This is a genomic window from Agromyces sp. GXQ0307 (assembly GCF_044769845.1).
In the GTDB taxonomy this organism is placed as follows: domain Bacteria; phylum Actinomycetota; class Actinomycetes; order Actinomycetales; family Microbacteriaceae; genus Agromyces.
In genome coordinates this window covers 75,057-99,916 of the sequence record NZ_JBIZVY010000002.1, presented here as the reverse complement: position 1 = coordinate 99,916, position 24,860 = coordinate 75,057, and the positions used below count along the sequence as shown (strand labels likewise).

Annotated in this window: 24 protein-coding genes and 1 tRNA gene; 13 read left to right on the top strand and 12 right to left on the bottom strand. The window is 71.8% G+C overall.

The window, feature by feature from the left end; genetic code table 11:
* Positions 1-38 precede the first annotated feature (38 nt).
* Together ACIQH8_RS05825 and ACIQH8_RS05820 are read right to left on the bottom strand one after the other, a co-directional pair.
* Complete coding sequence (locus ACIQH8_RS05825) at positions 39-1,217, bottom strand: MarP family serine protease (RefSeq protein ID WP_400995953.1); 1,179 nt, start codon at positions 1,215-1,217, stop codon at positions 39-41.
* Positions 1,218-1,367: 150 nt separating this feature from the next.
* Entirely contained in the window at positions 1,368-2,033 is a 666-nt protein-coding gene (locus tag ACIQH8_RS05820) for a fasciclin domain-containing protein (RefSeq protein WP_400995951.1), read from the bottom strand.
* A 164-nt stretch (positions 2,034-2,197) separates the two neighbouring features.
* Here ACIQH8_RS05820 and ACIQH8_RS05815 point away from each other — a divergent pair, with 164 nt between their 5' ends.
* The 6 genes from ACIQH8_RS05815 (at position 2,198) to ACIQH8_RS05790 (ending at position 8,804) form a co-directional block, all read left to right on the top strand.
* Positions 2,198-2,887 carry a DedA family protein gene (locus tag ACIQH8_RS05815; RefSeq protein WP_400995948.1) on the top strand — a complete coding sequence of 230 codons (690 nt, stop codon included), beginning with the start codon at positions 2,198-2,200 and terminating at the stop codon, positions 2,885-2,887.
* 94 nt (positions 2,888-2,981) lie between these two features.
* On the top strand, positions 2,982-4,334 hold the full coding sequence (locus ACIQH8_RS05810) for an alpha/beta fold hydrolase (RefSeq protein WP_400995945.1): 1,353 nt from the start codon (positions 2,982-2,984) through the stop codon (positions 4,332-4,334).
* Positions 4,335-4,522: 188 nt separating this feature from the next.
* Entirely contained in the window at positions 4,523-5,113 is a 591-nt protein-coding gene (gene sigK, locus ACIQH8_RS05805) for an ECF RNA polymerase sigma factor SigK (RefSeq protein WP_400995942.1), read from the top strand.
* Positions 5,110-5,934 (top strand): anti-sigma factor domain-containing protein, encoded by an 825-nt coding sequence (locus ACIQH8_RS05800; RefSeq protein WP_400995939.1) that lies wholly within the window; start codon positions 5,110-5,112, stop codon positions 5,932-5,934. The genes sigK and ACIQH8_RS05800 overlap by 4 nt, the downstream gene beginning before the upstream one ends.
* A 71-nt stretch (positions 5,935-6,005) precedes the next feature.
* Entirely contained in the window at positions 6,006-7,055 is a 1,050-nt protein-coding gene (locus ACIQH8_RS05795; protein WP_400995937.1) for an LLM class F420-dependent oxidoreductase, read from the top strand.
* A gap of 294 nt (positions 7,056-7,349) precedes the next feature.
* On the top strand, positions 7,350-8,804 hold the full coding sequence (locus ACIQH8_RS05790; protein ID WP_400995935.1) for a phytoene desaturase family protein: 1,455 nt from the start codon (positions 7,350-7,352) through the stop codon (positions 8,802-8,804).
* A 5-nt stretch (positions 8,805-8,809) separates the two neighbouring features.
* Here the strand turns inward: ACIQH8_RS05790 and ACIQH8_RS05785 are convergent.
* Positions 8,810-8,882 (bottom strand) — tRNA-Lys (locus ACIQH8_RS05785).
* Between the two features lie 95 nt (positions 8,883-8,977).
* Between ACIQH8_RS05785 and ACIQH8_RS05780 the strand changes: the two genes are divergently transcribed.
* From ACIQH8_RS05780 to ACIQH8_RS05770, 3 genes are all read left to right on the top strand, one after another.
* On the top strand, positions 8,978-9,466 hold the full coding sequence (locus ACIQH8_RS05780) for a hypothetical protein (protein ID WP_400995932.1): 489 nt from the start codon (positions 8,978-8,980) through the stop codon (positions 9,464-9,466).
* A 75-nt stretch (positions 9,467-9,541) separates the two neighbouring features.
* Positions 9,542-10,180, top strand: coding sequence for a DNA-directed RNA polymerase subunit beta (locus ACIQH8_RS05775; protein WP_400995930.1), 639 nt, complete (start codon positions 9,542-9,544; stop codon positions 10,178-10,180).
* Positions 10,181-10,402: 222 nt separating this feature from the next.
* Positions 10,403-11,290 (top strand): aminodeoxychorismate lyase, encoded by an 888-nt coding sequence (locus ACIQH8_RS05770; RefSeq protein ID WP_400995927.1) that lies wholly within the window; start codon positions 10,403-10,405, stop codon positions 11,288-11,290.
* 82 nt (positions 11,291-11,372) lie between these two features.
* Here ACIQH8_RS05770 and pstB read toward each other — a convergent pair whose 3' ends face one another.
* The 8 genes from pstB to ACIQH8_RS05730 all read right to left on the bottom strand — a co-directional run bounded on the left by pstB (position 11,373) and on the right by ACIQH8_RS05730 (position 20,561).
* On the bottom strand, positions 11,373-12,152 hold the full coding sequence (pstB, locus tag ACIQH8_RS05765; protein WP_400995925.1) for a phosphate ABC transporter ATP-binding protein PstB: 780 nt from the start codon (positions 12,150-12,152) through the stop codon (positions 11,373-11,375).
* Between the two features lie 19 nt (positions 12,153-12,171).
* A complete protein-coding gene (gene pstA, locus ACIQH8_RS05760; RefSeq protein ID WP_400995923.1) occupies positions 12,172-13,272 on the bottom strand; it encodes a phosphate ABC transporter permease PstA in 1,101 nt (366 codons plus the stop codon).
* A complete protein-coding gene (gene pstC, locus ACIQH8_RS05755) occupies positions 13,272-14,210 on the bottom strand; it encodes a phosphate ABC transporter permease subunit PstC (RefSeq protein WP_400995920.1) in 939 nt (312 codons plus the stop codon). The genes pstA and pstC overlap by 1 nt, the downstream gene beginning before the upstream one ends.
* An 87-nt stretch (positions 14,211-14,297) precedes the next feature.
* Positions 14,298-15,395, bottom strand: coding sequence for a phosphate ABC transporter substrate-binding protein PstS (locus ACIQH8_RS05750; RefSeq protein ID WP_400995918.1), 1,098 nt, complete (start codon positions 15,393-15,395; stop codon positions 14,298-14,300).
* A gap of 192 nt (positions 15,396-15,587) precedes the next feature.
* Positions 15,588-16,667, bottom strand: a complete 1,080-nt coding sequence (locus ACIQH8_RS05745; protein ID WP_400997844.1) for a phosphate ABC transporter substrate-binding protein PstS — start codon at positions 16,665-16,667, stop codon at positions 15,588-15,590.
* A 19-nt stretch (positions 16,668-16,686) separates the two neighbouring features.
* Positions 16,687-17,631: an NUDIX domain-containing protein gene (locus ACIQH8_RS05740; protein ID WP_400995916.1), complete on the bottom strand. Its 945-nt coding sequence runs from the start codon at positions 17,629-17,631 to the stop codon at positions 16,687-16,689.
* Positions 17,628-19,826, bottom strand: coding sequence for an RNA degradosome polyphosphate kinase (locus ACIQH8_RS05735; protein ID WP_400995914.1), 2,199 nt, complete (start codon positions 19,824-19,826; stop codon positions 17,628-17,630). The genes ACIQH8_RS05740 and ACIQH8_RS05735 overlap by 4 nt, the downstream gene beginning before the upstream one ends.
* Positions 19,827-19,871: 45 nt before the next feature.
* Positions 19,872-20,561 (bottom strand): DNA-binding response regulator, encoded by a 690-nt coding sequence (locus ACIQH8_RS05730; protein ID WP_400995912.1) that lies wholly within the window; start codon positions 20,559-20,561, stop codon positions 19,872-19,874.
* Between the two features lie 62 nt (positions 20,562-20,623).
* On the opposite strand from ACIQH8_RS05730, the gene ACIQH8_RS05725 reads away from it, so the two are divergent.
* The 4 genes from ACIQH8_RS05725 (at position 20,624) to ACIQH8_RS05710 (ending at position 23,929) form a co-directional block, all read left to right on the top strand.
* The gene (locus ACIQH8_RS05725; RefSeq protein WP_400995910.1) at positions 20,624-20,959 is read left to right on the top strand and encodes a hypothetical protein; all 336 of its coding nucleotides are present in this window, start codon (positions 20,624-20,626) and stop codon (positions 20,957-20,959) included.
* A 140-nt stretch (positions 20,960-21,099) separates the two neighbouring features.
* Positions 21,100-21,708 (top strand): FABP family protein, encoded by a 609-nt coding sequence (locus ACIQH8_RS05720; RefSeq protein ID WP_400995908.1) that lies wholly within the window; start codon positions 21,100-21,102, stop codon positions 21,706-21,708.
* A complete protein-coding gene (locus tag ACIQH8_RS05715) occupies positions 21,708-22,853 on the top strand; it encodes a YgfZ/GcvT domain-containing protein (protein WP_400995906.1) in 1,146 nt (381 codons plus the stop codon). Before ACIQH8_RS05720 ends, ACIQH8_RS05715 begins: the two co-directional genes overlap by 1 nt.
* Positions 22,850-23,929, top strand: a complete 1,080-nt coding sequence (locus ACIQH8_RS05710) for an aromatic acid exporter family protein (protein WP_400995903.1) — start codon at positions 22,850-22,852, stop codon at positions 23,927-23,929. Before ACIQH8_RS05715 ends, ACIQH8_RS05710 begins: the two co-directional genes overlap by 4 nt.
* 39 nt (positions 23,930-23,968) lie before the next feature.
* Here ACIQH8_RS05710 and ACIQH8_RS05705 read toward each other — a convergent pair whose 3' ends face one another.
* Positions 23,969-24,778, bottom strand: a complete 810-nt coding sequence (locus ACIQH8_RS05705; RefSeq protein WP_400995901.1) for a class I SAM-dependent methyltransferase — start codon at positions 24,776-24,778, stop codon at positions 23,969-23,971.
* Positions 24,779-24,860 lie beyond the last annotated feature (82 nt).

Below are 24,860 nucleotides of genomic sequence, written 5' to 3'. Positions count from 1 at the left end.
CGCGCCGGCGCGGGCGTCGGCGCGGCGCGGTCGTCGCACTAGAACGCGCAACGTCCCGAGTCGACGCGCTCGCTGAGCGACGGCGCCTCATCGGCGAGCGGCTCGAGCGTGCCCACGGGCACGGCGAAGCCGACGTTGTCGACCGTCTGCGACTTCGCGAACACGACGCCGCCGACCTCTCCGTCGCCCGTGAGCACCGGGCCCCCGGAATTGCCGTGGTCGACCTCGGCCGCGAGGGTCACGACGTCGCGCGAGGTCGTGTCGCCGTCGATGGAGATCGTGATCGGGCCGTTCGCCATGACCCGTGCGGGCCGGAGCTCGAGCGGTCCGCCGAAGGGGTAGCCCACGACGGCCACGTCGGCGTCGGCGCCCGGCGTCTCCGCGACGGCGAGCGGTGCGACGTCCAACCCCTCGACCGCGATCACCGCGAGGTCGACGTCGGGCTCGAACGCGACGACCCGCCCCGAGACCGGCCCGCGGCCCGGAGCCTCGACGATGGGCTCCGTCACGCCCGCGACGACGTGGGCGTTCGTCACGATCCGGTCAGGCGCCACGACGAAGCCCGACCCGGTGAGGTTCCCGCCGCATTCGAAGGCGAGCCCGGTGACCCTGACGACGGATGCCGCGGCCGCGTTCAGTTCCGGATCGTCGACCCCACCCGACGGAAGCTCGGGCGCGACCGTCGGCCCGTCGAGCACGCCCGTGAGCCAGGGGATGGCCTCGCCGAACGCCGCGGTGCGCAGTTCGGCCATGAGCGTGCGCGCAGGCTGCGGGGTGACCTGGTCGATGCCGCGCACGACCCACGAGCCCGCGACCGCGGGCGAGACGACCGGTACGCCCATCGAGCCGACGCCCGAGGCGACGAGCGCGATGACGAACGCCGTCACCATCGTGTTCACGATCGCGCCCAGCACCCGGTCGATCGGCCCGAGCTTGACGGCGTCGGCGCCGCGGCGGAGCGCCCGGCCGATCGCACCGCCGATGGATGCGCCCGCGACGAGGAGCACCACTGCGACGGCGATCGCGATCGGCGCGCGCCACTCGGGGGCGGCGACGAACGAGACGACCCATGGCATCGCGATGTAGGCGGCGACACCGCCGGCGATCAGCCCGAGCAGACCGCCGAGGGTCCGGAGCAGGCCGGCGCGCCATCCGTGCACGAGCGCGCCGACGAGGACGAGCACGAGCAGGACGTCGAGGACGAGGCTCCAGGTCATGCGGGGTTCGCTCCGATCTGCCGGAGCACCAGCCTTCCGCATCCGGCTCGGAGCACGCTGAGGGGCCGTCGCGACGACGAGCCCGTTCCCGAGCGCGACGACGACGGCCCCTCCCGAGGAAGGGGCCGTCGCGGCGTCGTGACGCGAGACCTACTGGGGCATGAGGACCGCGTCGATGAGGTACACGGTCGCGTTCGCGGTCATGACGCCGCCGCAGATCACGTTGGCGTCGTTCACCATGAGCTCGTCGCCCGACCCGGTCACCTCGACGCTGCCGCCCTGGACCGTCGTCTGGGTGCCGACGACCTCGTCCGGCGTCAGCTGCCCGGGCACGACGTGGTACGTGAGGATCGAGGTCAGCAGTTCGCTGTCGCCCTGCAGCGTCTCGATCGTCGCGGCGTCGAGCTCGGCGAACGCGTCGTCGACGGGCGCGAACACCGTGAACTCGTCGCCGTTCAGCGTGTCGACCAGGTCGACGTCGGGATTGATCCCGCCCGAGACCGCGGAGACCAGGGTGGTCAGCAGCGGGTTGTTCGAGGCGGCGACGGCCACGGGGTCCATCGCCATGCCCTCGACCGAGCCGGCGCCGTCGGGCACCTGCGCGGCGTAGTCGGCGCATCCCGGCCCCACGAGGTTCGCCGCCGGATCGGCCATGCTCTCCTCGGTCTCCATGGGCTCCTCGCTCATCGTGGTCTCGTCGTCGGTCGCGGCCTCGTCGGTCGTGCCGGCGCTGCAGCCGGCGAGTCCGAGCGCGGCGACGGCCACGATCGAGAACGCCGCCAGTGCGGTGCGGTGCGTGCTGCGCGTGGATCGCATCGGTCTCCTCCTCAGGTGTGCGCGGCCCGCGTGCGGGGCCGTCGGGTGGGGTTCGGGGCGGTGCGGATGCCGGATTGGAGCGATCCCGGAATGCGGAGGGGCTCGTGGCGTTCCGGGGGTCATCCCCACTGTTCGTCCAGCCGCGTTCGCCTAGCGTCGGAGGCATGACGACGACATCCCTGCGTGCCGCCGCCGATTCCGAGCTCACGGGGCTCGCCGCGTGGGCGGTCGACCTGATGGAGACCCTCGGCGCGCCGGGGGCGGCCCTCGCGATCGCGCTCGAGAACCTGTTCCCGCCGCTTCCGAGCGAGGTGATCCTCCCGCTCGCGGGCTTCACGGCGAGCCGCGGCTCGTTCACCCTCGTCGAGGTCCTCGCCTGGACCACCGCCGGCTCGGTCGTCGGCGCGCTCGCGCTCTACCTCGTGGGGGCGCTCCTCGGCCGGGCGCGCACGAGGGCGCTGGTCAAGGCCGTGCCGTTGGTGGATGTCGCGGACGTCGACCGCACCGAGGCCTGGTTCGACCGGCACGGCCGGAAGGCCGTCTTCTTCGGCCGGATGATCCCGATCTTCCGGAGCCTCGTCTCGATCCCCGCCGGGGTCACCCGCATGCCGGTCGCGTGGTTCCTGGCGTTGACGACCCTCGGCAGCGTGATCTGGAACACGGTGTTCGTGCTCGCGGGCTACCTCCTCGGCGAGAACTGGCACGTGGTCGAGCCCTGGGCCGACGGGCTGCAGATCGTCGTGATCGCGGCCGTCGTGCTCGCCGTCGGGGCGTTCGTCGTCAAGCGCGTGATCCGCATCCGCGAGCACCGCCGTCGCGTCGCGCGCGGCGAGGAGGCGCCAGGCGGCATCTGACCGGCCGACTCGGTGCCGCGCACCGCGACATCCGTCCGCGGCACGACTAGCCTGATCGCGTGACCTGCCGCCAGGAGCGTCGGAGAGCGGGATCGTGATCCCCGCGACGCGGTACGCGTCCCGGAAGGGCGCCGACCTCGCCTACAAGGTGTTCGGCGAGGGCGAGCGCGACATCGTGCTCGCGTTCGCCTTCATCTCGAACGTCGACGTCTTCTGCGAACTGCCCGAGCACCTCGAGTTCATCGAGCGGCTCCGGGCGCTCGGCGCGAGGGTCATCCTCTTCGACAAGCGCGGCACTGGTCTCTCGGACCGGGGCGGGCTCGACGCCACCGTCGAGGACCGCGCCGACGACCTCGTCGCGATCCTCGACGCCGCGGGCAGCACGCGGGCCTCGATCATCGGCTGGTTCGACGGCGGTGCGACCGCGATCGTCGCCGCGGCGCGTCATCCGGAGCGGATCGAGTCGGTCATCGCCTACGAGGCGCTCGCGGTCGGCCATGCCGACGAGGGGTTCCCGTGGGAAGTGGATGCCGCGCTGATCGCGAGCCTCACGGCCGGGCTCGAACCGTCCGGGTGGGGTCGCGGACTCGTCGTCCGGCGGTTCTGGCAGGCCGAGGGCGCCGAACGACTCGTCGCATGGTGGGAACGCTACGAGAGCATGTCGGCGACGCCGACCGCCGCGAGGCGGCTCGCGGGGGCGATCGCGGAGGTCGACATCCGCCCGTACCTCGCCGACGTGCAGGCGCCCGTGCTCGTGCTCCACGACACCGCCCTCGAGGCCATCGAGGAGGCGCCGATGCGATGGTTGGCTGACGCGCTGCCCGACGGCCGGCTCCAGCTCGTCCACCGGTCCTCCGCACTCCCGGCGATCCTGCCCGACAGCGCGCTCGTCGACGAGATGGAGGAGTTCCTCACGGGGACCCGCACCGGCGGCCGCAGGGACGTGCTCACGACGGTCTTCACCGACATCGTCGGTTCGACCGTCGCGCTGGCGCAGACCGGCGACGAGCGCTGGCGCAGCATCCATGCCGCCCATGACGACGCGCTGCGACGCGCGATCGCACGCTTCTCCGGGTCGGAGGCGAACACCACCGGCGACGGGATCGTGGCGACCTTCCCGCTGCCGTCGTCCGCGCTGCACTTCGCCACCCAGGCACTGGAGTCGGCCGCCGCGCTCGGGCTCGAACTGCGGGTCGGCGTCCACGCGGGCGAGCTCATCATGCGCGGCGACGACCTCGTCGGGCTCGCGGTGCACGCGGCGGCTCGGATCTGCGCGATCGCCGACCCCGGTCGCATCATGGTGAGCGACACCGTCCGCGTGCTCCTGCTCGGCCTCCCGTTCGCCTTCGAACCGGCCGGGGAGCACGACCTCAAGGGCGTTCCCGATCGCTGGACGCTCTGGTACTGCGTCGACGGGCCGGATGGCGCCGAGACGCGCCCGGACTGATCGGATCCGTCGTCCGGCCGGCCGCTCCGGTCGAGATGGACCGACCAATCCCCGTCGCCTCCGGCGCCGAACCACCGGCGACCCTCCAGACACCGCAGGAGCCCCGAATGACCCTCGCACCGGCTGCGCTCCCGGTCGTGAGTCGCGCCGCACCCGCGGCCGCGCGAACCCGACCGGCGAGGTCTGTCATGCTGGGACGTGTGACGGACGCCGAGCAGGAGCCCGCGGCATCCGGGCCGACCCTCGACGACCTGCTCGTCGCGACCGGTGCCGGGGACCGGGCGGCCTTCGGCGCGCTCTACGATCGGACGGCGGCCCGCATCTTCGGGCTCGTGCGCCGTGTCGTGGTCGACCCCGCCCAGGCCGAGGAGGTCGCCCAGGACGTCTTCCTCGAGGTGTGGCAGACCGCGCCGCGCTTCGATGCGGGGCGAGGCTCGGCGATCTCATGGATGTTCACGCTCGCGCACCGCCGCGCCGTGGACCGGGTGCGGTCGACGCAGTCCGCGCGTGATCGCGATGCGCGCATCGGCGCGCGCGACCTCGACGTGCCGGTCGACAGCGTCGCCGAAGCGGTCGAGGTGCGACTCGACCACGAGCGGGCGCACGTCGCGCTCGCCGAACTGAGCGACCTGCAGCGCGAGTGCGTGACGCTCGCGTACTACGGCGGGCTGACGCAGTCCGAGATCGCCGAGCGGCTCGACGTGCCGCTCGGCACGGTGAAGACCAGGATGCGCGACGGCATGATCCGCCTGCGCCGCGTGATGGGGGTGAGCACATGACCGACTCCGAGTCGCCGGAACGTCGGGATCACGACGACATCGACGCGATGCTCGCCGCCTACGCGCTCGACGCCGTGACCGACGAGGAGCGTGCGCTCATCGAGGCGCGACTCGCGGAATCGCCGGAACTCCGCGCCGAACTCGACGCGCATCGGGCGGCGGCGGCCGTGCTCGGCGAGGCCGCCGACGCGGTCGAGCCACGCCCGTCGCTCAAGACGTCGATCTTCGCCGCGCTCGACGACGTGCCGCAGCTGCCGGCGGAGCCGTCCGCGACCGCGCCGGAGCCCGAGCCCGTGGTCGAGCGCGGTCCCGAACCCGGCGGACCCCCGGCATCCGGTGCCGGACCTGCCGAACTCGCCGCCCGTCGCCGCTGGTTCCGGCGCCCGGCCGCGATCATCGCCGCGGCGGCCGCCGCCGTGCTCGTCGTCGCCGGTGCGATCGTGGGCGTGAACTGGCCCGGTCCCGCGGGGTGGGGAGCGCAGCGCGAGGTGCAGGCGATCGCCTCCGCACCCGACGCCGAGACCACGACCGTCGCCTCGGCCAACGGCGGCGAGGTCACCGTGGTGTGGTCCGAGGCGCTGGGGCGATCGGCCGTGCGCGCGGCCGAGCTGCCGGATGTCGGCGACGACTCGACGTACGAACTCTGGTACATCGACGAGGCCGGGGCACGGGCGGCGGGCACCTTCGACCCGGACGACGGGACCGCCTACGTCGTCCTCGACGGCGAGTTCACGCCCGGCGTCGTGGTCGGCATGACGATCGAGCCGACGGGCGGATCCGAGGCGCCCACGACCGACCCGATCGTCGTCGTCGAGACCTGATCGGGTCGACTAGGGTCTGAGGGGGCCGCGAGCCCACCATCACCACGACCCCCGACGACGAGGAGTGACGCATGCGCATCGGCATGTTCCTGAGCTACGCGGGCGGCTTCCGCGAGGCTGCGGCCGAGGTCGCCGAACTCGAGCGCGCGGGCGTCGACCTCGTCGTCGTCCCCGAGGTCTACTCGTTCGATGCGGTCAGCCAGCTCGGTTTCCTCGCTGCTCGCACCTCGCGGATGACGCTGATGAGCGGCATCCTGCAGCTCTACACGCGTACCCCGTCCCTCACTGCCATGACCGCAGCCGGCCTCGACTACGTCTCCGAGGGCCGGTTCGAGCTCGGCATCGGCGCCTCCGGTCCGCAGGTCATCGAGGGCTTCCACGGCGTGCCGTACGACGCGCCGCTCGGCCGAATGCGCGAGATCGTCGACGTCTGCCGGATGGTGTGGCGCCGCGAGCGCGTGGTGCACGAGGGGCGCAACTACACGATCCCGCTGGCGGCGGGCCAGGGCACGGGGCTCGGCAAGCCGCTGAAGCTCATCAACGAACCCGTGCGCGAGCGGATCCCCATCACCATCGCCTCGCTCGGCCCGAAGTCGGTCGAGCAGACCGCCGAGATCGCCGAGGGCTGGCTGCCGATGTTCTTCCACCCCGAGCGGGCCGGCGACGTGTGGGGTGCGTCGCTCGAGGCGGGGCGCGCGCGGCGTGCTCCCGACCTCGGGGCGCTCGACGTCTTCGCGAGCCCGGCCCTCGCCATCACCGATCGGGCCGAACTCGTCGAGGCCGCGATCGCGGCGGTCAAGCCGAACCTCGGCCTCTACATCGGCGGCATGGGCGCGCGCGGCAAGAACTTCTACAACGACCTCATCGCCAGCTACGGCTTCGCGTCGGAAGCCGAGCGGATCCAGGACCTCTACCTCGACGGCCACCGCGAGGAGGCGATCGCCGCCGTGCCCGACGAGCTCGTGCGTGCGATCTCGCTGATCGGGTCGCCCGCCGAGGTCGCCGAGCGCGTCGCGGCGTTCGTGCGCGCGGGGGTCACGACGCTGAACGTGACGCCGCTCGGACGGAACGCGGAGGAGCGGCTCGCGCTCATGGCGGGGCTGCGCCGCATCGTCGGCTGACACGAGGAGCGGCCTCCGCTCGTCGGACTCCATCCGACCGGAGATCCAGTCCCCACTTCGAGGGTGTTCCCTGCACCGAGCCGGGGACGTACGCTCGGTCCACCGCATGTGGCAGTGCGGGAGGGGAATCCTGGGGAGGAGCCGCCGCGTCGGGGCATCGAGGCCCTCCACGTCCTCGATCCCCCACGGCGGTGCCCGGTCCGCCGGTCGCCGCCACGGCGCCGCCACGGCGCCGCCGCGTGGCATCATGGTGCCGACCGCGGAGCACGCCCGACCCGCGGACGGGGAGGACGGATGACCCGGAGCGACGCCGTCGACGCGGTCGTGGTCGGATCGGGCCCGAACGGGCTCGCCGCCGCCGTCACGCTCGCACGCGCCGGCCTTTCGGTGCGCGTGTTCGAGGCCGCCCCGGAGCCGGGCGGCGGCGCCCGCACCGCCGAGCTCACGCTCCCCGGCTTCCACCACGACGTCTGTTCGGCGGTCCACCCGATGGCGCTCGCATCGCCCTTCTTCCGCGCCTTCGGGCTCGAGCGGCGCATCGAGCTCCGGATCCCGGAACTCTCGTTCGGCCACCCGCTCGACCGCGGACGCGCGGGCCTCGCCTGGCGCGACCTCGAGCGCACGGTCGACGGGCTCGGCCGCGACGGAGGCGCGTACCGGCGCCTCATCGCCCCGCTCGTCGCGCGCGAGGAGGCGGTGACCGGGTTCACGGGGTCGACGCTCGTGCGCGTGCCGCGCCATCCGCTCGTCGCCGCCCGCTTCGGCCTGCGTGCGCTCGAGCAGGGAACGCGTGCGTGGAACGTGCGATTCCGCGACGACGCGGCCCCCTCGATGCTCACGGGTGTCGCCGCGCACGCGATCCGGCCGCTGCCGAGCATCGGGACCTCGGGCGCCGGACTCGTGCTCACGATGCACGCGCACGCGCGCGGCTGGCCGATCCCGGTCGGCGGCAGCGGCGCGATCGTCGACGCGTTGGTCGCCGACCTCGCCGCGCACGGCGGCGAAGTGGTGACGGATGCCACGGTCGACGACCTCGCGGCGCTGCCGCGCGCCCGTGCCGTCCTGCTCGACGTGACCCCGCGCGCGCTCGCGCGCCTCGCCGGCGACCGGCTGCCGACTCGCTACCGCCGCGCGCTCCGGGGATTCCGGTACGGCAACGCCGCGGCGAAGGTGGATTTCGCGTTGGCCGGCCCCGTGCCCTGGACGAACGCCGACCTCGCGCTGGCCGGCACCCTGCACCTCGGCGGCACGCGGGAGGAGATCGCCGCGGGCGAACGCGACGTGGCGCGCGGGCGGCATCCGTCGTCACCGTACGTGCTGGTGTCGCAGCCGTCGACGCTCGACGACACCCGTGCGCCCGACGGTCGGCACGTGCTCTGGACGTACACGCACGTCCCGGCCGGGTCGACGCTCGACCCGACCGAGGCCGTCATCCGGCAGATCGAGCGCTTCGCGCCGGGCTTCCGCGACCTCGTGCTCGCGACGTCCTCGCGTTCGGCCGAGCGGATGCAGGCCGAGAACGCCAACTACATCGGCGGAGACATCGCCTCGGGCGCACCGTCGCTCGCGCAGCTCGTTCGCCGCCCCGTGCTCTCGCCCGACCCGTGGCGCACGCCCCTCGCCGGCGTGTACCTCGCGTCGGCCTCGACGCCACCCGGGCCGGGCGTGCACGGCCTCGCCGGATGGCACGCGGCCGCGAGCGCGCTGCGCCACGAGTTCGGCCTCGGGATGCCGCGGCTCGCGCCGTGATGCGGTGGGCCCCGTCGGGCTCGAACCGACGACCTACGGATTAAAAGTCCGCTGCTCTGCCAACTGAGCTAGAGGCCCCGGTCCAGACTACCCCCGTGCCGCGGCCACCTCGTCGGCGTCGAGCGCGATCGTACGAGGGTGTCGTCGGGTGCGCATACGCTCGCCTCGACCTCGTGAAGGGACGGACCGTGAAGACCTGCTCGACCTGCCGACGCGAGCTCGCCGTCACGGACTTCAACGTGCGGTCGAGGTCCGCCGACGGTCGGCAGTCCGTCTGCAGAACGTGCAATGCGGCGCGTGCTCGCCGGTACTACGCCGAGAACCTCCAGAAGCACCGCAGGGCCGTCGCCGCCCAAGTGGCCAAGACCCGAGCTGCTCACCTGCGACGGATCGGCGAGTACCTCCTGACCCACCCCTGCGTCGACTGCGGCGAAGCCGACATCCGCGTGCTCGACTTCGACCACCGTGTCGGGACGAACAAGGTCGCTGAGGTGATGAAGCTCGCGAAGGCGGCGTACTCGTGGGAGCGGGTGCAGGAGGAGATCGCGAAGTGCGATGTCCGATGCCGCAACTGCCACGCGATCGCGACGTATCGACGACTGGGTTCGGATTGGCGGTCGGCCGCCCTGTTCGCAGCGCAGGGCATCGATTCGGGGAAGTGAACCGCAGGCCGACCCCGATTCCGCCGAAGGCGGACACTCGCGCGGTTCCCGGCCGGCGGGGGTATCGTGTCCGCGATGACCGCAGACTTCCACCGCCCGACGCGTTTCCCGCCGCGCATGTTCGAGGGGTACCTCGGCGCAGACGATCCGGCGTACGTGAGCCGCGTCGCGCACGATACGGCGGCCGCGGTCCTCTCGCGCGTCCGCGAGGATCCCGACCCCGAGGTGGTGGCCCGCCTCGTCTCGTACACCGACCAGCACGGCATCGACGCGATCGCCGAGCTGTGGTCGCAGGCGTCGCCGAAGAGCCTCCCGGGTGCGCTCTGGCGCATCTACCTGCTGCGCACCATGATCCGGCAGGATGCGCAGGGCGTCAGCCTCGCCTTCCAGCGCGGCACCGAGGTGTCGCACACGATCGACCAGGTCGTGGCGGGCGCCCCGACGCCGGCCGGTCCGGCCGAGATGCGCGACCTCGCCGACACGATCCTGCGCGGCGTGTTCGCCGGCGACTTCGCAGCGGCGCTCGAGCGTGCGACGGCGTTCTGCCGGGTCGCGTCGACCGGGTTCGCGAGCCTCGCCGACGACGCGGATGCTGCGGACGCCGTGCACCCCGATCGCCCGGGCATGCTCACGCAGCGTGCCCTGCGCCTCTCGGCGCTCGCCGAGGAACTCGCCGCGTGCGCGCGGCTCTGGCGCCATGACAGCCTCGACTGAGCGCGACCTGAACGCCGGGGAATAGACCCGCGGTCGGCCTCGTTTAGACTGTTCGTGGCCGGTCGCAGTAACCCCGGGCTCCAATATTCGCCGCTTCGAGCGGCCTCGCGCCGAGAGGCGTTCTGCGGCCGGCCATCTTCCTGCCCGACGGTCCCCGGATGGTGTCGGCGGGTGCGATCGCTCGACCCGACGGCGACCGGCCGCGCGGCGTAGCATCGGAGCATGGCCGACACCGTCTCGTTCCTCGTCGACCCGCTTCCCGTCGACGCCTCGCCCGAGTTCCTCGAAGCGTCCTTCCGCGAGATCGAACCGGGCTCGGGCGCGCTCGCCGTGAACGACCTCGCGCCGCACCGCGGCGACGGGATCTTCGAGACGCTCGCCGTGATCGACGGCCACGTGCAGGAGGTCGGGCCGCACCTCGCCCGCCTGGCGAATTCCGCGCGCCTCACGGAGCTGCCGGAGCCCAACCTCGAGCAGTGGCGCCTCGTCATCCGCCGCGCCGCCGAGCGTGTTCCGGCCGAGGGCGAGTTCGCCCTGAAGATCGCGCTGAGCCGGGGCGTCGACCCCGGTACCACCCCGACGGGGTGGGTGCACGTCACGCCGGGCGCCGACTTCAGCGCAGCGCGGGAACGCGGCATCCGCGTCGTCAGTCTCGACCGGGGGGTCGCGCGAGGCGCGGGCGAGCGGGCGCCGTGGCTGCTGCTCGGCGCGAAGACGCTGAGCTACGCGGCGAACATGGCCGCCATCCGCGAGGCCAGGCGACGCGGTGCCGATGACGCGCTGTTCGTCTCGTCCGACGGGTTCGTGCTCGAGGGTCCGACATCGAGCGTGATCGCCCGGATCGGCGACGAGTTCGTCACGACGCCGCCGGCCGCGGGCATCCTGCACGGCACGACCCAGCGCAGCATCTTCGCGCACCTCGAGGGGCAGGGGCGCCGGGTCGCGTACCGCGACCTCCGACTCGACGAGCTGCGACGAGCGGATGCCGCGTGGCTGGTGTCGAGCGTGCGGATGGCGGCTCCGATCGCCGAACTCGACGGCGCGCCGCTTCCCGTCGACCCGGCCGAGACCGCTGCACTGAACGCGTACCTCCTCAGCCCGCGCGACTGAGCGCGGACTCGCCGGCACGCACGACGACGGCCCGGGCCCGGTCGGGCCCGGGCCGTCGGGCCCCAGTGATATCGATCCAGGATCAGCCGAAACGGCCTGAGACGTAGTCCTCCGTGGCCTTCTGCGACGGATTCGAGAAGATCGTCGTGGTCTCGTCGTACTCGATGAGCTTGCCGGGCTTGCCCGTGCCGGCGATGTTGAAGAACGCCGTCTTGTCGGACACGCGCGAGGCCTGCTGCATGTTGTGGGTCACGATCACGATCGTGTACTCCTGCTTCAGCTCCTCGATGAGGTCCTCGATCGCGAGCGTCGAGATCGGGTCGAGCGCCGAGCAGGGCTCGTCCATGAGGATCACCTCGGGCGAGACCGCGATCGCGCGCGCGATGCAGAGACGCTGCTGCTGACCGCCCGAGAGACCCGAACCGGGACGGTCGAGGCGGTCCTTGACCTCGTTCCAGAGGTTCGCGCCCTTGAGCGAGGACTCGACGAGGTCGTCGGCGTCGGACTTCGAAATCCGCTTGTTGTTGAGCTTGACGCCCGCGAGCACGTTCTCCTTGATCGACATCGTCGGGAACGGGTTCGGACGCTGGAACACCATGCCCACCTGGCGACGCACGAGCACGGGGTCGACCTCGGGGTCGTAGAGGTTGTTGCCGTCGATCAGCACCTCGCCCTCGACGCGCGCGCCGGGGATGACCTCGTGCATGCGGTTCAGGGTGCGGAGGAACGTCGACTTGCCGCAGCCCGACGGGCCGATGAATGCGGTGACGCTCCGGGGCTCGATCTCGAGCGAGACGCCTTCGACGGCGAGGAACTTGCCGTAGTAGACGTTCAGGTCTCGGACTTCGATGCGCTTGGACACTCTGTTTCCTTACTGGGGGTCAGCGACCGTACTTGGGGGCGAAGAACCGCGCGACGAGTCGGGCGACGAGGTTCAGCACCATGACGATGAGGATGAGCGTGAGGGCGGCCGCCCACGCGCGGTCGAGGTACGCCTCGGGCGGGTTCCCCTGGTTGGCGTACTGGGTGTAGACGAACACGGGGAGCGACTGCATGCGCCCCTCGGTCATGTCGTAGTTCATGCTGTTCGTGAAGCCGGCGGCGATGAGCAGCGGCGCGGTCTCGCCGATGACGCGGGCGATCGCGAGCATGATGCCGGTCGTGATGCCGGCGATCGAGGTCGGCAGCACGACCTTCACGATCGTCAGCCACTTCGGAACGCCGAGTGCGTACGCGGCCTCGCGCAGCTCGACGGGAACCAGGCGCAGCATCTCCTCGCTCGAGCGCACGACGACGGGGATCATCAGCACGGCGAGCGCCACCGCGCCGGCGATGCCGGTCCGCGTGCCCGGGCCCCAGAAGATCGCGAAGAGCGCGTACGCGAAGAGGCCGGCGACGATCGACGGGATGCCGGTCATCACGTCGACGAGGAAGGTGATGCCCCGGGCGAGACGGCCGCGGCCGTACTCCACGAGGTAGATCGAGGTCATCAGGCCGATCGGGATCGAGATCAGGGCCGCAGTCCCGGTCATGAGCACGGTTCCGACGATGGCGTGCAGGGCGCCGCCGCCCTCGCCCGTGACGTTCCGCATCGAGTACGTGAAGAACTCGGCGTCGAAGCGGTTGAGCCCGAAGGTCACGACGGTGATCGAGAGCGAGATCAGCGGGATCATCGCCAGCAGGAACGCGCCGGTGACCAGCGCGGTCACGAAGCGGTCGGTGGCGCGTCGCGAGCCCTCGACGATGCGCGAGAGCAGCGTGATCGTGGCGACGTAGACGAGGGCGGCGACCACGAACGTGCCCACCCAGTCGAACGCGGCGCCGCTGAACGCGATGACGCCGAAGAGGCCGGCCGAGACGAGGAGGCTGCCACCCAGCACCATCCACGGCGCGCCGTTGGGCAGCTTGCCGGCCGTCAGCGAGTTGCTCACCGGCGCCGCAGCCGGCCCGCGCGTCTCGGGAGGGGTGATCGTCGTGGTCATCAGTTCGCTCCCGAGAACTCGGCACGGCGAGCGACGATCCAGCGGGCGATCGCGTTCACCGCGAAGGTGACGATGAAGAGGATGAGGCCCGTCGCGATGAGGACGTTGACGTTGATGCCGTACGCCTCGGGGAAGCTGAGGGCGATGTTCGCCGCGATCGTCGACGGGTTGACCGAGGTGAGCAGCTGGAACGTGACCGCCCCCGTCGCCGAGAGGACCATCGCGACGGCCATCGTCTCGCCGAGTGCGCGACCGAGGCCGAGCACCGCGGCCGAGATGATGCCGGGGCGGCCGAACGGGAGGACCGCGGTGCGGATCATCTCCCACTTGGTGGCGCCGAGCGCGAGCGCGGCCTCCTCGTGGAGGACCGGGGTCTGGAGGAAGACCTCGCGCGAGATCGCGGTGATGATCGGGATGATCATGACGGCGAGGACGAGGGCTGCGGTGAGGATGGTGCGACCGGTGCCCGAGACCGGACCGGCGAAGAGCGGGAACCAGCCGAGGTTGTCCACGAGCCAGGAGTAGATCGGCTGGACGGCGGGGGCGAGCACGCCGATGCCCCACAGGCCGAACACGACCGACGGCACGGCGGCCAGCAGGTCGACGATGTAGCCGAGCACCGACGCGAGCCGGCGCGGTGCGTAGTGCGAGATGAAGAGCGCGATGCCGATCGAGATCGGCAGGGCGATGAGCAGCGCCAGCGCGGCGGCCCAGACCGTGCCGAAGACGAGCGGTCCGACGTAGGCCCAGAAGTTCGAGTCGAGGATCGACGCGTCCTCGCGGTCGGCGAACAGCGCGGGGATGCTCTGGACGATGAGGAACGTCGCGACCGCGGCGAGCGTGACGAGGATCATCGAGCCGGCGAAGACCGCCGACTTGGAGAAGACGCGGTCGCCTGGGCGCTGCTTCGCCCGGATCGGCGCGGCTGCGGTGGTCATCTGGAGGATCCTCCGGTCAGTGGTGCAAGGGACATGGCCGTGCCCGGCCCCGGTGTGCTGACGCTACCGGGGCCGGGCACGAACCATCTACTGGATCGAGTCGATCGCGGCGGTGACCTTCTCGCGGAGCGAGTCGGAGATCGGGGCGGAGCCGGCCGACTCGGCGGCGACGTCCTGGCCCTCGGGGCTGGCCATGTAGGAGAGGTACGCCTTCACGAGCTCCACGTTCTCGGGCTCGGCGTACTCCTGGCAGGCGATGAGGTAGCTGACGAGGACGATCGGGTAGACGCCGGCCTCCTCCGAGGTGCGGTCGAGCTCGATCGCGAGGTCGTGCTCGTCACGGCCCTCGACGAACGGCGACGCGTCGACGATCGCGGCGGCGGCCTCGGGCGAGTACTCCACGAACTCGCCGCCGACGCCGACCGCGACGGTGCCGAGGTCACCCGCGCGCGACGCGTCGGCGTAGCCGATCGTGCCGGTGCCATTGGTCACCGCGTCGACGACGCCGGAGGTGCCCTGCGCGCCCTCGCCGCCCTCGAACGGCCACACGCCGTCGGCCTCGTACGTCCACACGTCGGGAGCGGCCGCGCCGAGGTACTCGGTGAAGTTCTCGGTGGTGCCGGAGTCGTCCGAGCGGTGGACGGGCGTGATCGCGAGGTCGGGGAGCTCGACGCCCTCGTTGGTGGCGGCGATCGCCTCGTCGTTCCAGTTGGTGATCTCACCGGCGAAGATGCCGGCGATCGTGGCGGCGTCGAGGTTCAGCGAGTCGACGCCCTCGAGGTTGAAGATGACGGCGATCGGCGAGATGTAGAGCGGGAGCTCGACGATGCCCGTGTCGGGCGCGCACTTCTCGAAGCCGCCCGCGGCGATCTCCTCGTCGTTGAACGCGCGGTCGGAGCCCGCGTAGTCGCTCGCGCCCGAGAGGAACGTGTCGCGACCGGCGCCGGAGCCCGAGGGGTCGTAGTCGATGGTCACGTCGGGGTTCGCCGTCTGGAAGCCGGCGATCCACGCCTGCTGGGCGGAGTCCTGCGACGACGCGCCGGCGCCGACCAGGTTGCCCGAGAGCGTCGACTCCGAGCCGGTGTCACCGGTGTCGGTGCCGCCCTCGTTCGCGGCGCAGGAGCTGAGCGCGAGGGCCGCCGTCATGGCGATGACGGCAGGCGCGGCGAAACGCTTGAGGTTCACGTGATTCCCTTCCGGGGTTCGATTGCAGGAGGTGGGGCCGGGTGCCGACCCGCCTGCGACGCTAACCAGCGTGCGTGACGAGCGTCCCCCACAACAGTGAACGGAAGGTGAACTGGGACTGACCGGCCGGGATGCCGCTGCTGTGAGTCCGCCGTGACGGCGTCGCCCCGGCGGCCGCCGGACGGGCGGGACCTAACCCGTGATGGACTCGATGGCCTGCATGGCGCGCTCGCGCAACGTCTCCGAGATCGGCGCGGATCCGGCCCCCTCGGCGGCGGCCTGCTGGCCTTCCTCACTCGCGATGTACGTGAGGTACTCCCGCACGACCTCGACGTTCCGAGGCGAGGCGTACTGCTGGCAGGCGATGAGGTAGCTGACGAGGACGATCGGGTAGACACCCGCCTGCTCGGTCGTGCGATCGATGGCGATGGCCAGGTCGCCGTCGGCTCGTCCCTCCTCGAGCGGCGACGCGTCGACGATCGCGGCGGCCGCTTCGGGAGAGAACGAGACGAACTCGTCGCCCACGCGGATGGCCGCCGTGCCGAGGCCGCCGGCACGCGAGGCATCGGCGTAGCCGATGGTGCCCACGCCGTTGCCGACCGTGTCGACCACGCCCGAGTTCCCCTGGGCGGCCTCGCCGCCCGAGAACGGCCACACGCCGTCGGGTTCCCATTCCCAGACGTCGGGTGCGGCCGCATGCAGGTAGTCGGTGAAGTTCTCGGTCGTGCCCGAGTCGTCGGAGCGGTGCACCGCCGTGATGGGGAGGTCGGGGAGCGCCACCCCGGGGTTGGTCTCGGCGATCGCCGGATCGTCCCAGTCGGTGATGTCGCCGGCGAAGATGCCCGCGATCGTCGCGGCGTCGAGGTCGAGGCTGTCGATGTCGTCCAGCCGGAACACGACGGCGATCGGGGAGATGTACAGGGGCAACTCGATGATCGTCGAGTCCGGTGCGCACCGCCCGAAGCTCCCGTCCTCGAGTTCGTCCGGGGTGTAGGCGCGATCCGACCCGGCGAAGTCGCTCGCGCCCTCCATGAACGTGTCGCGGCCGGCGCCGGAACCCGCCGGGTCGTAGTCGACGGTGACCCGGGGGTGGTCGGTCTGGAACGCCGCGATCCACGACTGCTGGGCGGCGCCCTGCGCCGACGAACCGGCCCCGACCACGTAGCCCTCGAGCGTCGACCCCGTGTCGTCGGTCGCCATCTCGTTGACGGCGCAGGAGGAGAGGCCGGATGCGGTGGCGGCGGCGACCGCGACGGCCGCGAGCGCGCGCATGCGATTCACGGGTCCATCCTCACACGGCGGGTGCGTGCGTCTCGATCGCGATGATGCCCGACGACGGGTTGGAGGAGGAGAGGTGCACCACGCTGAACGCGCCGACCTCGAGGCTCGCGGCATCCGTCACGTACGACCCGAGCGGGGTGCCCGTCGCCAGAGCGATCTCGCGCATCATCTCCGGCATCACGGGGCCGTGCCCGCAGATCACGGCGGTCTTGCCGACCCGCACCCGCTTGCCGATCACGCGGCGCACCTCGTCCTCGCCCGACTCCCACGCGTCCTGGCTGATGCCGTCGTCGCGCTTGACGGCGACTCCCAGTCTGGCCGAGAGCGGGGCGACGGTGGTCACGCACCGCACGGCGGGGCTCGACACGATCTTCTTCGGCTTCCACGCCATGACGGTGTCGACGAGCGCCGCGGCCTGCTGCACGCCCCGCTCCACGAGCGGGCGCGCCGTGTCCGCCCCCTTCCACGACGACCTCGTCTGCGCCTTCCCGTGCCGGAGCACGATGAGCGCGAACGTCTCGGTGACGCCCTGGTCGACGAGCGCGGAGAAGTTGTCGAGGATCTCGCGGTCGGGGCCGTAAGTGAGGTACCCGCGTGCCCGCTTGATCGTGACCCACTCGAGCGCGGCGATCTCGGCGTTCGGCCGGAACGTCGATGCCTGTACCGCCTTCTCGGTGACCTCCGCCGCCCAGTAGTGCACGATCTTCTCGCGACCGCTCGGGAGCGGGTACCGCGAGACGCCGACGGGCACGCCGAGCCCGACGACGAGGCCGGTCTCCTCCGCGATCTCGCGCACGGCGGTCTGCGGCAGCGTCTCGCCCGGGTCGACCTTGCCCTTCGGGATCGTCACGTCGCCGTGGACCGTGCGGTGGACGACGAGCACGTGGATGCGACCGTCGATCACGCGCCAGCAGACGGCGCCGGCCGCGTAGACGGCGGTGGCGACCTGGCTCATCGGCGCGCCGCTCGCGTCGCGCGCTGGGCCGCGCGCTTGGAGCGCTGCGCGACGCGCTGGATGCGGAGGTGCTGGAGGTCGTCGAGCGGGCGGCCGGCGTCATCCGTCGAGTGCCGGGTCCACGTTCCGTCCCCGTCGAGCCACCACGATGCCGTGTGCTCGTCCATGGCCTCGTCGAAGAGTTCGCCGATCGCGTTCACGTGGTCGGGATCCGTGAGCCGGACCAGTGCCTCGACCCGGCGGTCGAGGTTGCGGTGCATCATGTCGGCCGAACCGATGTAGACGACCGGGTCGCCGTCGTTCCGGAACGAGAAGATCCGCGAGTGCTCGAGGTAGCGGCCGAGGATGGACCTGACCCGGATGTTCTCGCTCAGTCCGGGGATGCCGGGCCGCAGGCTGCAGATGCCGCGAACCCACACCTCCACCGGCACCCCTTCGTTCGACGCGCGGTACAGCGCGTCGATGATGGCCTCGTCGACCATCGAGTTGACCTTGATGCGGATGCCGGCGGGCTTGCCCTCCTGCGCGTTCCGCGTCTCCTGCGCGATCAGCTTGAGAAGTCCCTTGCGCAGGTGCAGGGGCGCGACGAGCAGGCGCTTGAACTTCTTCTCGATGGCGTAGCCGGAGAGCTCGTTGAACAGGCGGGTGAGGTCCTTGCCGACCTGGTCGTCGGCGGTGAGCAGGCCGAGGTCCTCGTAGATGCGACTGGTCTTCGGGTTGTAGTTGCCCGTGCCGATGTGGCTGTAGTGCTTGAGGCCGTCCTTCTCCTGGCGGATGACGAGCGCGAGCTTGCAGTGCGTCTTCAGCCCGACCAGCCCGTACACGACGTGCACGCCGGCCTTCTCGAGCTTGCGCGCCCACGTGATGTTCGCCGCCTCGTCGAAGCGCGCCTTGATCTCCACGAGCGCGAGGACCTGCTTGCCGGCCTCGGCGGCGTCGATGAGGGCCTCGACGATCGGGCTGTCGCCCGAGGTGCGGTAGAGCGTCTGCTTGATGGCGAGCACGTCGGGGTCGGCGGCGGCCTGTTCGAGGAAGGCCTGGACGCTCGTCGCGAACGACTCGTACGGGTGGTGCAGCAGCACGTCCTTGTCGGCGACCGCGGCGAAGATGTCGGCCTGCCGGTTCGGTTCGGACGGCTGCAGCTGGACGTTCGTGGTCGGCACATGCGTCGGGTAGTGCAGCTCGGGTCGGTCGATGCGTGCGAGGTCGAAGAGCCCGCCGAGGTCGAGCGGCGAGGGCAGGGTGTAGACCTCCTGCTCCGTGACATCCAGTTCCCTGACCAGGAGGCCGAGCGTCACGTCGTCCATGTCGTCGGAGATCTCGAGCCGGATCGGGGGCCCGAACCGCCGACGCAGCAGCTCCTTCTCGAGCGCCTTGATCAGGTTCTCGGTCTCGTCCTCCTCGATCTCCACGTCCTCGTTGCGGGTCACGCGGAACACGTGGTGGTCGAGCACCTCCATGCCGGGGAAGAGGTCGCCCAGGTGGTTCGAGATGAGTTCCTCGAGCGCGATGTAGCGCGCATCCTCGACCGACTCGGTCGGGTCGACGCGCACGAACCGCGGCAGCATCTGCGGCACCTTCACGCGCGCGAACTCCTGCCGCCCGGTTCGGCTGTTGCGCACGCGCACCGAGAGGTTGAGCGAGAGGCCGGAGATGTAGGGGAACGGGTGGGCGGGATCGACCGCGAGCGGCATGAGCACGGGGAAGATCTGCGAGCTGAAGTAGCCGTGCAGGTGCTCCCGGTGCGATTCGTCGAGTTCGTCCCACGAGACGATGCGGATGCCGGCCTCGGCCAGCGCCGGCTTGACGAGCTCCTGGTACGCGGCGGCATGGCGCGACTGGAGCTCGTGCGCCTTCTTCGAGATGTCGGCGAGGACCTCGTGGGGGGTGCGCCCCACGTTGGTCGGGACGGCCAGGCCAGTGTTGATGCGGCGCTTCAGGCCGGCGACTCGGACCATGAAGAACTCGTCGAGGTTCGAGGCGAAGATCGCGAGGAAGTTGGCGCGTTCGAGCACGGGCAACCGGGGGTCCTCGGCGAGTTCGAGCACCCGTTGGTTGAACGCCAGCCAGCTGAGTTCGCGGTCGAGGTAGCGCTCGGCGAGGAGTTCGGGCGCGCCGTCGATGTCGAGCGGCTCGAAGTCGTCGTCGAAGTCGCTCGCGGTGCGGTCTTCGTCGAGGGTGCTCTCCGCAGTCATCCACACATCATGCCACCGGGCCGTGGCACGGTGGTGAAGCGCAGGTCACCGGGCGGTGACGTTCGCGTCCTGCTCGTCGTCCTCGTGCACATTGAAGCGATAGCCGACGTTGCGGACGGTGCCGATGAGGCTGTCGAGGTCGCCGAGCTTGGCCCTGAGCCGTCGGACGTGCACGTCGACGGTGCGCGTGCCGCCGAAGTAGTCGTAGCCCCAGACCTCGCTGAGCAGCTGCTCGCGCGTGAACACCCGCGACGGGTGAGCGGCGAGGAAGCGCAGCAGCTCGAACTCCTTGTAGGTGAGGTCGAGCGTGCGGCCGTGCACCTTGGCCGAGTAGCTCGCCTCGTCGATGACGACGCCGGAGGTCTGGATTCGCTCGGCGGGCTGGGCGGCCTGCGCCCGCCCGAGGGCGAGCCGGATCCGTGCGTCGATCTCGGCGGGGCCCGCCTGCTCGAGGATCACGTCGTCGACGCCCCAGTCGGAGGTCACCGCGGTGAGGCCGCCTTCGGTGACGACGAGGATCAGCGGGACCGAGAGCCCGGTCGTGCGCAGGATCTGGGCGAGCGCCTTCGCACCGGCGAGGTTGGTGCGGGCGTCGAGGAAGACGAGGTCGGCCTCGGGAGCGCGCACGAGTTGATCGGGTGACGCCGGGATCACGCGCACCCGATGCGTCAGGAGAGACAGGGCCGGGAGAACGTCTTCGTTTGCTGCCGGCGTCAGGATCAGCAGCTGCGCCACGCACACCCTCCAGTAGTAAGGTGCGGTCAATACTACGGGACGCCGTACGGCGGATGACGGAGATGGGGATCGACGTGACGCAGGACGACGCAGGAGCTCCGGCGGCGGGCCTCGCTCGGTGGTCGGTGCCGATCGTCTGGCTGATCTCCGCTGCGGGCACGGCCGTCGTCGTCGGCCTCGCCTGGTCGGGCACACGGGTCTGGTTCCACGACTCCGGCCCGTACGCCGCGCTGGGGGTGCTCGGCATGGTGTTCGCGGCATCCGTCATCGCCGCACTGCTCCTGCAGCTGGCGTCGCGGAGGCCCCAGGGCTACGTCGGACGGGCCAGTGCGTCGATCGCCGGCGCGGTCGTTCCGGTGGCCGTCGGGGCGCTCGCGCTGCTGCCGGTCCTCGGTTGAGCACCGGGTAGACTCGCACCATGTCCTCGCTGCTCGCGCTCGAACTCTTCTTCATCGGCCTGCTCGGTCTCGCGAGCCTCACGATCGCCTGGATCAGCGGCGTCGTCGTCTACAAGCTCTTCAAGGGGCAGCGCTAGACCGTGATCGAACTGCCGGTCGACCTCCCCGCGGAGCTCGTTCCGCTCTCCTGGCTCATCGGGGTCTGGGAGGGTTCCGGCGTGATCGACTACGCCATCGGCGACGGCTCGGTCACCCACGAGTTCGGGCAGCGCGTGAGCTTCAGCCACGACGGGCTGCCCTACCTCAACTACACGTCGTACACCTGGCTCTTCCCGTCGACGGATGACGGCGAGCCCACGCCGCTCGCCGCGGAGACCGGCTACTGGCGGCTCGCCCGCCCCCTCGGCGCGGGCGACCAGGGGCCGGCGATGCTCCCCGCGGTCGGCGCGACGCGCTTCCCCGACGCCGAGGCGGTCGAGACGCTGCGCAACGACGCCGGCGGGTTCGACCTCGAGGTCTCGATCGTGCACCCCGGCGGCGTCAGCGAGCTCTACCTCGGCCAGGTCAAGGGTCCGCGCATCGACCTCGCGACCGATGCCGTCATGCGCACCGCCGGTGCGAAGGAGTACGCGGCGGCGACACGGCTCTACGGGCTCGTCGAGAACCACCTGCTGTGGGCATGGGACATCGCGGCGCTCGGCCAGGACCTGCGAACGCACGCGTCGGCCCGGCTCGCGAAGGTCGACTGATGACCGGCTCGCCCTTCCTCGCCCTGCCCGGCGCCGTCGTCGGCGACCCGCCCGACGCGGGTGTCGCCGCGCACTACGGCGACCCGATGGTCGAGCAGCGCCGCCTCGAGGAGGGGCGGGCGATCGTCGACCGGTCCGACCGCGGCGTCATCACCGTCGCCGGACCCGACCGGAGGTCGTGGCTGAACTCCATGGCGAGCCGGGCGCTCGATCACCTCGCGCCCGGCGAGAGCGCCGAGGCGCTCTTCCTCGACGCCGCGGGTCACGTCGAGCACGCCGCGCACGTCGTCGACGACGGCGAGCGCACCTGGCTGGTGCTCGAGGGCGGTGCGGCACCCGCACTGGCGACGTGGCTCGACCGCATGCGGTTCATGCTGCGCGTCGAGGTCGCCGACGTGAGCGAGGCGTTCGCCGTCGTCGGGGCGATGCCGCGCGGCGACGACTTCCCGGTCGAGCTCCCCGACGGAGCCCTGGTCTGGCGGGACCCGTGGCGTCAGGTGCTGCCCGGCGGATACGGATACGCACCCGAATCGGGCCACGCGGGCGCGGACTGGCGCTATGCCGAGGCGATCGTGCCCCGAGCGTCGTTGCCCGCGCTCGTCGCGCACGTCCGGGACGGCGCGGTCGGGGTCGCCGGCGCGCTCGCGCTCGAGGCGCTCCGGATCGCGGCCTGGCGTCCGCGGTTCGCGACCGAGGTCGACGAGCGCACGCTGCCGCACGAACTCGACTGGCTCCGCAGCGCGGTCGACCTGAACAAGGGCTGCTACCGCGGGCAGGAGACCGTCGCCAAGGTCGTGAACCTCGGCCGTCCGCCGCGCCGGCTCGTGATGCTGCACCTCGACGGCAGCGACACGATCCTGCCGAAGCGGGGCGACCCGGTCGTCGGGCTGAAGGTCCGGCCCGAGCCCGCTCCGGGTGATGAGCCCGAGCGTCGAGCGGTCGGCTCCGTCACCTCCGCGGCCATGCACCACGAACTCGGCCCGATCGCGCTCGCCGTCGTCAAGCGGGCCGTGCCCGCCGACCTCGAGCTCATCGTCGAGAGCCACGGCATCGACGTCGCCGCCGCGCAGGTCGAGATCGTGCCGGCGGGTGCCGCCGCGGCCGTCGAGGTGCCGCGACTGCCGAGACTCGGCATCCGCCCGTGACCCGGTCGCCCGGCGAGGCGACCCGACTGGCCGTGCGATTCGGGCGGTTGCGCGACTCGCTGCCGGCGATCCTGCAGATCACCGTCACGGCGATCGCCGCGTACGCGTTCTCGCTGTTCGTGGTGGGGCACGAGCAGCCCCTTATCTCGGCGCTCGTCGCGATCACCTCGCTCGGGTTCGTCCGCGACGCCCGGCCGATCCGGGTGCTCGAGACCGTCATCGCCATGACGCTCGGCATCGCGCTCGCCGAGGTGCTGCTGCTCGTCGCGGGCAGCGGCATCTGGCAGTACGCGCTCGCGCTCGTGGTGACGCTCGCGGTCGCGCGCTTCCTCTCGGGCAACGCCTCGTTCGCGATCGCCGCGGCGGTGCAGTGCTCGCTCGTGATGCTCGTGCCGGCGCCGGAGGGCGGCCCGTTCGTCCGCACGCTCGACGCCCTCGTCGGCGGCGCGTTCGCACTGCTCGCGACCGCGGTGATCCCGCGCGACCCCCGCCGCACGGCGCTCCGCGACGGCCGGCGCCTGCTGGGCGAGCACGTCGCGGTGCTCCTGGAGCTCGCGGCGGCGCTGCGAGAGGGCGGGGCGGATGCCGCGGGCCGGGCCCTGTCGCGGGCGCGCGCCACCCAGCCCGCGGTCGAGGCCTGGACCGCGAGCGTCGACTCGGGCATCGCGATCGCGCGCCTGTCGCCGATCGTCCGCCGGGCGAGGTTCGACCTCGAGCGGCAGCGGGCCATGCTCTCGGGCGTCGACCTCGCGACGCGCAACCTCCGGATCGTGGCCCGGCGGGTCGAGTGGATGCTCCGAGACGGCCGACCGCGCGAGGCGATCGCCGACGTGGTCGCCCGGATCGCGGTCGCCGTCGAAGTGCTCGACGAGTCGCTGCGCGACGTCTCCCAGCAGCCGGTCGCGAGGCAGGGCTTCGCCGAGATCCTCCGGCACCTCGATCCCGTCGCGATCCTCCCCGACGGTTCGCAGGGCGACCGCAACACGCTCGCCGCGATGCGTCCGTACCTCGTCGACCTCCTCACCGCGACCGGGCTCGGTCTCGACGAGGCGCGCGCCCTGCTCCCCGGCGACTGAGAGGCCCGGGCCCGAGGTCGGACGCGCGATCCGGGCCGTTCAGCGCGGCGCCACCGATGTCCAGTCGAGCCCGAGCTCGCCGAGCCGCCAGCGGCGCACGCCGCCGAGCACCGGCCACCCCGCCTCGCGCAGGTCGCGGACGAGGGCGATCCACCGTTGCGACGGACCGTACACCGACAGGGGCGCGTGCACGCGCCAGCCGCGGTCGAGCGCCTCGAGCAGCTCGTGGATGCGCTCGCCGGGCACGTTGCGGTGGATCAACGCCTTCGGGAGCCGCTCGGCCACCACCGACGGTGCGTCCAGCCCGGTGAGGCGGAGGCTGATCGTGAACGTCCGCGGGCCGGCATCCGTCACGCCCACCCAGCTCGAGATGCGACCGAGCTCGTCGCACGTGCCCTCCACGAGCAGGCCGCCCGGCGCGAGGCGGTCGGCCATGCGCGCCCACGCGGCGGGAACGTCGGCCTCGTCGTACTGGCGCAGCACGTTGAAGGCGCGGATCACGGCCGGGCGCCGTCCGCCGGGGACAGGGACCTCGAAGCCGCCGAGGCCGAACGAGACGGGGAGGTCGGGGGAGAACGGGGTGCGACCGGCGCGCACGTCCGCGAGCTGGGCGCCCGCCGAACGCACCCGCGCCGGGTCGATCTCGAGGCCGAGCACCCGGACGTCCGGTCGAACCGGGCGGAGCCGGGCGGCGAGCTCGAACGCGGTCACGCCGCTCGACCCGAAGCCGAGGTCGACGACGAGCGGATCCGCGGCGCTGCGCAACGCCGGCTGCTCGGCGATCCACCGGTCGACGCGGCGCAGGCGGTTCGTGTTCGTCGTCCCGCGCGTGATCGATCCGACCGGCATGTTCCCAGTGTCGCAGCCCGTCGCGCCCGCGGCATCCGTTCGCCCGCGGCATCCGTTCGCCCGAGGCATCCGTCACCCGACG

What these genes read in the sequence shown, in the direction of transcription:
- ACIQH8_RS05825 (WP_400995953.1), bottom strand. Translation starts at nt 1,217, where the DNA reads ATGACCTGGAGCCTCGTCCTCGACGTCCTGCTCGTGCTCGTCCTCGTC.
- ACIQH8_RS05820 (WP_400995951.1), bottom strand. Translation starts at nt 2,033, where the DNA reads ATGCGATCCACGCGCAGCACGCACCGCACCGCACTGGCGGCGTTCTCG.
- ACIQH8_RS05815 (WP_400995948.1), top strand. Translation starts at nt 2,198, where the DNA reads ATGACGACGACATCCCTGCGTGCCGCCGCCGATTCCGAGCTCACGGGG.
- sigK (WP_400995942.1), top strand. Translation starts at nt 4,523, where the DNA reads ATGCTGGGACGTGTGACGGACGCCGAGCAGGAGCCCGCGGCATCCGGG.
- ACIQH8_RS05800 (WP_400995939.1), top strand. Translation starts at nt 5,110, where the DNA reads ATGACCGACTCCGAGTCGCCGGAACGTCGGGATCACGACGACATCGAC.
- ACIQH8_RS05795 (WP_400995937.1), top strand. Translation starts at nt 6,006, where the DNA reads ATGCGCATCGGCATGTTCCTGAGCTACGCGGGCGGCTTCCGCGAGGCT.
- ACIQH8_RS05790 (WP_400995935.1), top strand. Translation starts at nt 7,350, where the DNA reads ATGACCCGGAGCGACGCCGTCGACGCGGTCGTGGTCGGATCGGGCCCG.
- ACIQH8_RS05775 (WP_400995930.1), top strand. Translation starts at nt 9,542, where the DNA reads ATGACCGCAGACTTCCACCGCCCGACGCGTTTCCCGCCGCGCATGTTC.
- ACIQH8_RS05770 (WP_400995927.1), top strand. Translation starts at nt 10,403, where the DNA reads ATGGCCGACACCGTCTCGTTCCTCGTCGACCCGCTTCCCGTCGACGCC.
- pstA (WP_400995923.1), bottom strand. Translation starts at nt 13,272, where the DNA reads ATGACCACGACGATCACCCCTCCCGAGACGCGCGGGCCGGCTGCGGCG.
- pstC (WP_400995920.1), bottom strand. Translation starts at nt 14,210, where the DNA reads ATGACCACCGCAGCCGCGCCGATCCGGGCGAAGCAGCGCCCAGGCGAC.
- ACIQH8_RS05745 (WP_400997844.1), bottom strand. Translation starts at nt 16,667, where the DNA reads ATGCGCGCGCTCGCGGCCGTCGCGGTCGCCGCCGCCACCGCATCCGGC.
- ACIQH8_RS05740 (WP_400995916.1), bottom strand. Translation starts at nt 17,631, where the DNA reads ATGAGCCAGGTCGCCACCGCCGTCTACGCGGCCGGCGCCGTCTGCTGG.
- ACIQH8_RS05735 (WP_400995914.1), bottom strand. Translation starts at nt 19,826, where the DNA reads ATGACTGCGGAGAGCACCCTCGACGAAGACCGCACCGCGAGCGACTTC.
- ACIQH8_RS05725 (WP_400995910.1), top strand. Translation starts at nt 20,624, where the DNA reads ATGGGGATCGACGTGACGCAGGACGACGCAGGAGCTCCGGCGGCGGGC.
- ACIQH8_RS05715 (WP_400995906.1), top strand. Translation starts at nt 21,708, where the DNA reads ATGACCGGCTCGCCCTTCCTCGCCCTGCCCGGCGCCGTCGTCGGCGAC.
- ACIQH8_RS05705 (WP_400995901.1), bottom strand. Translation starts at nt 24,778, where the DNA reads ATGCCGGTCGGATCGATCACGCGCGGGACGACGAACACGAACCGCCTG.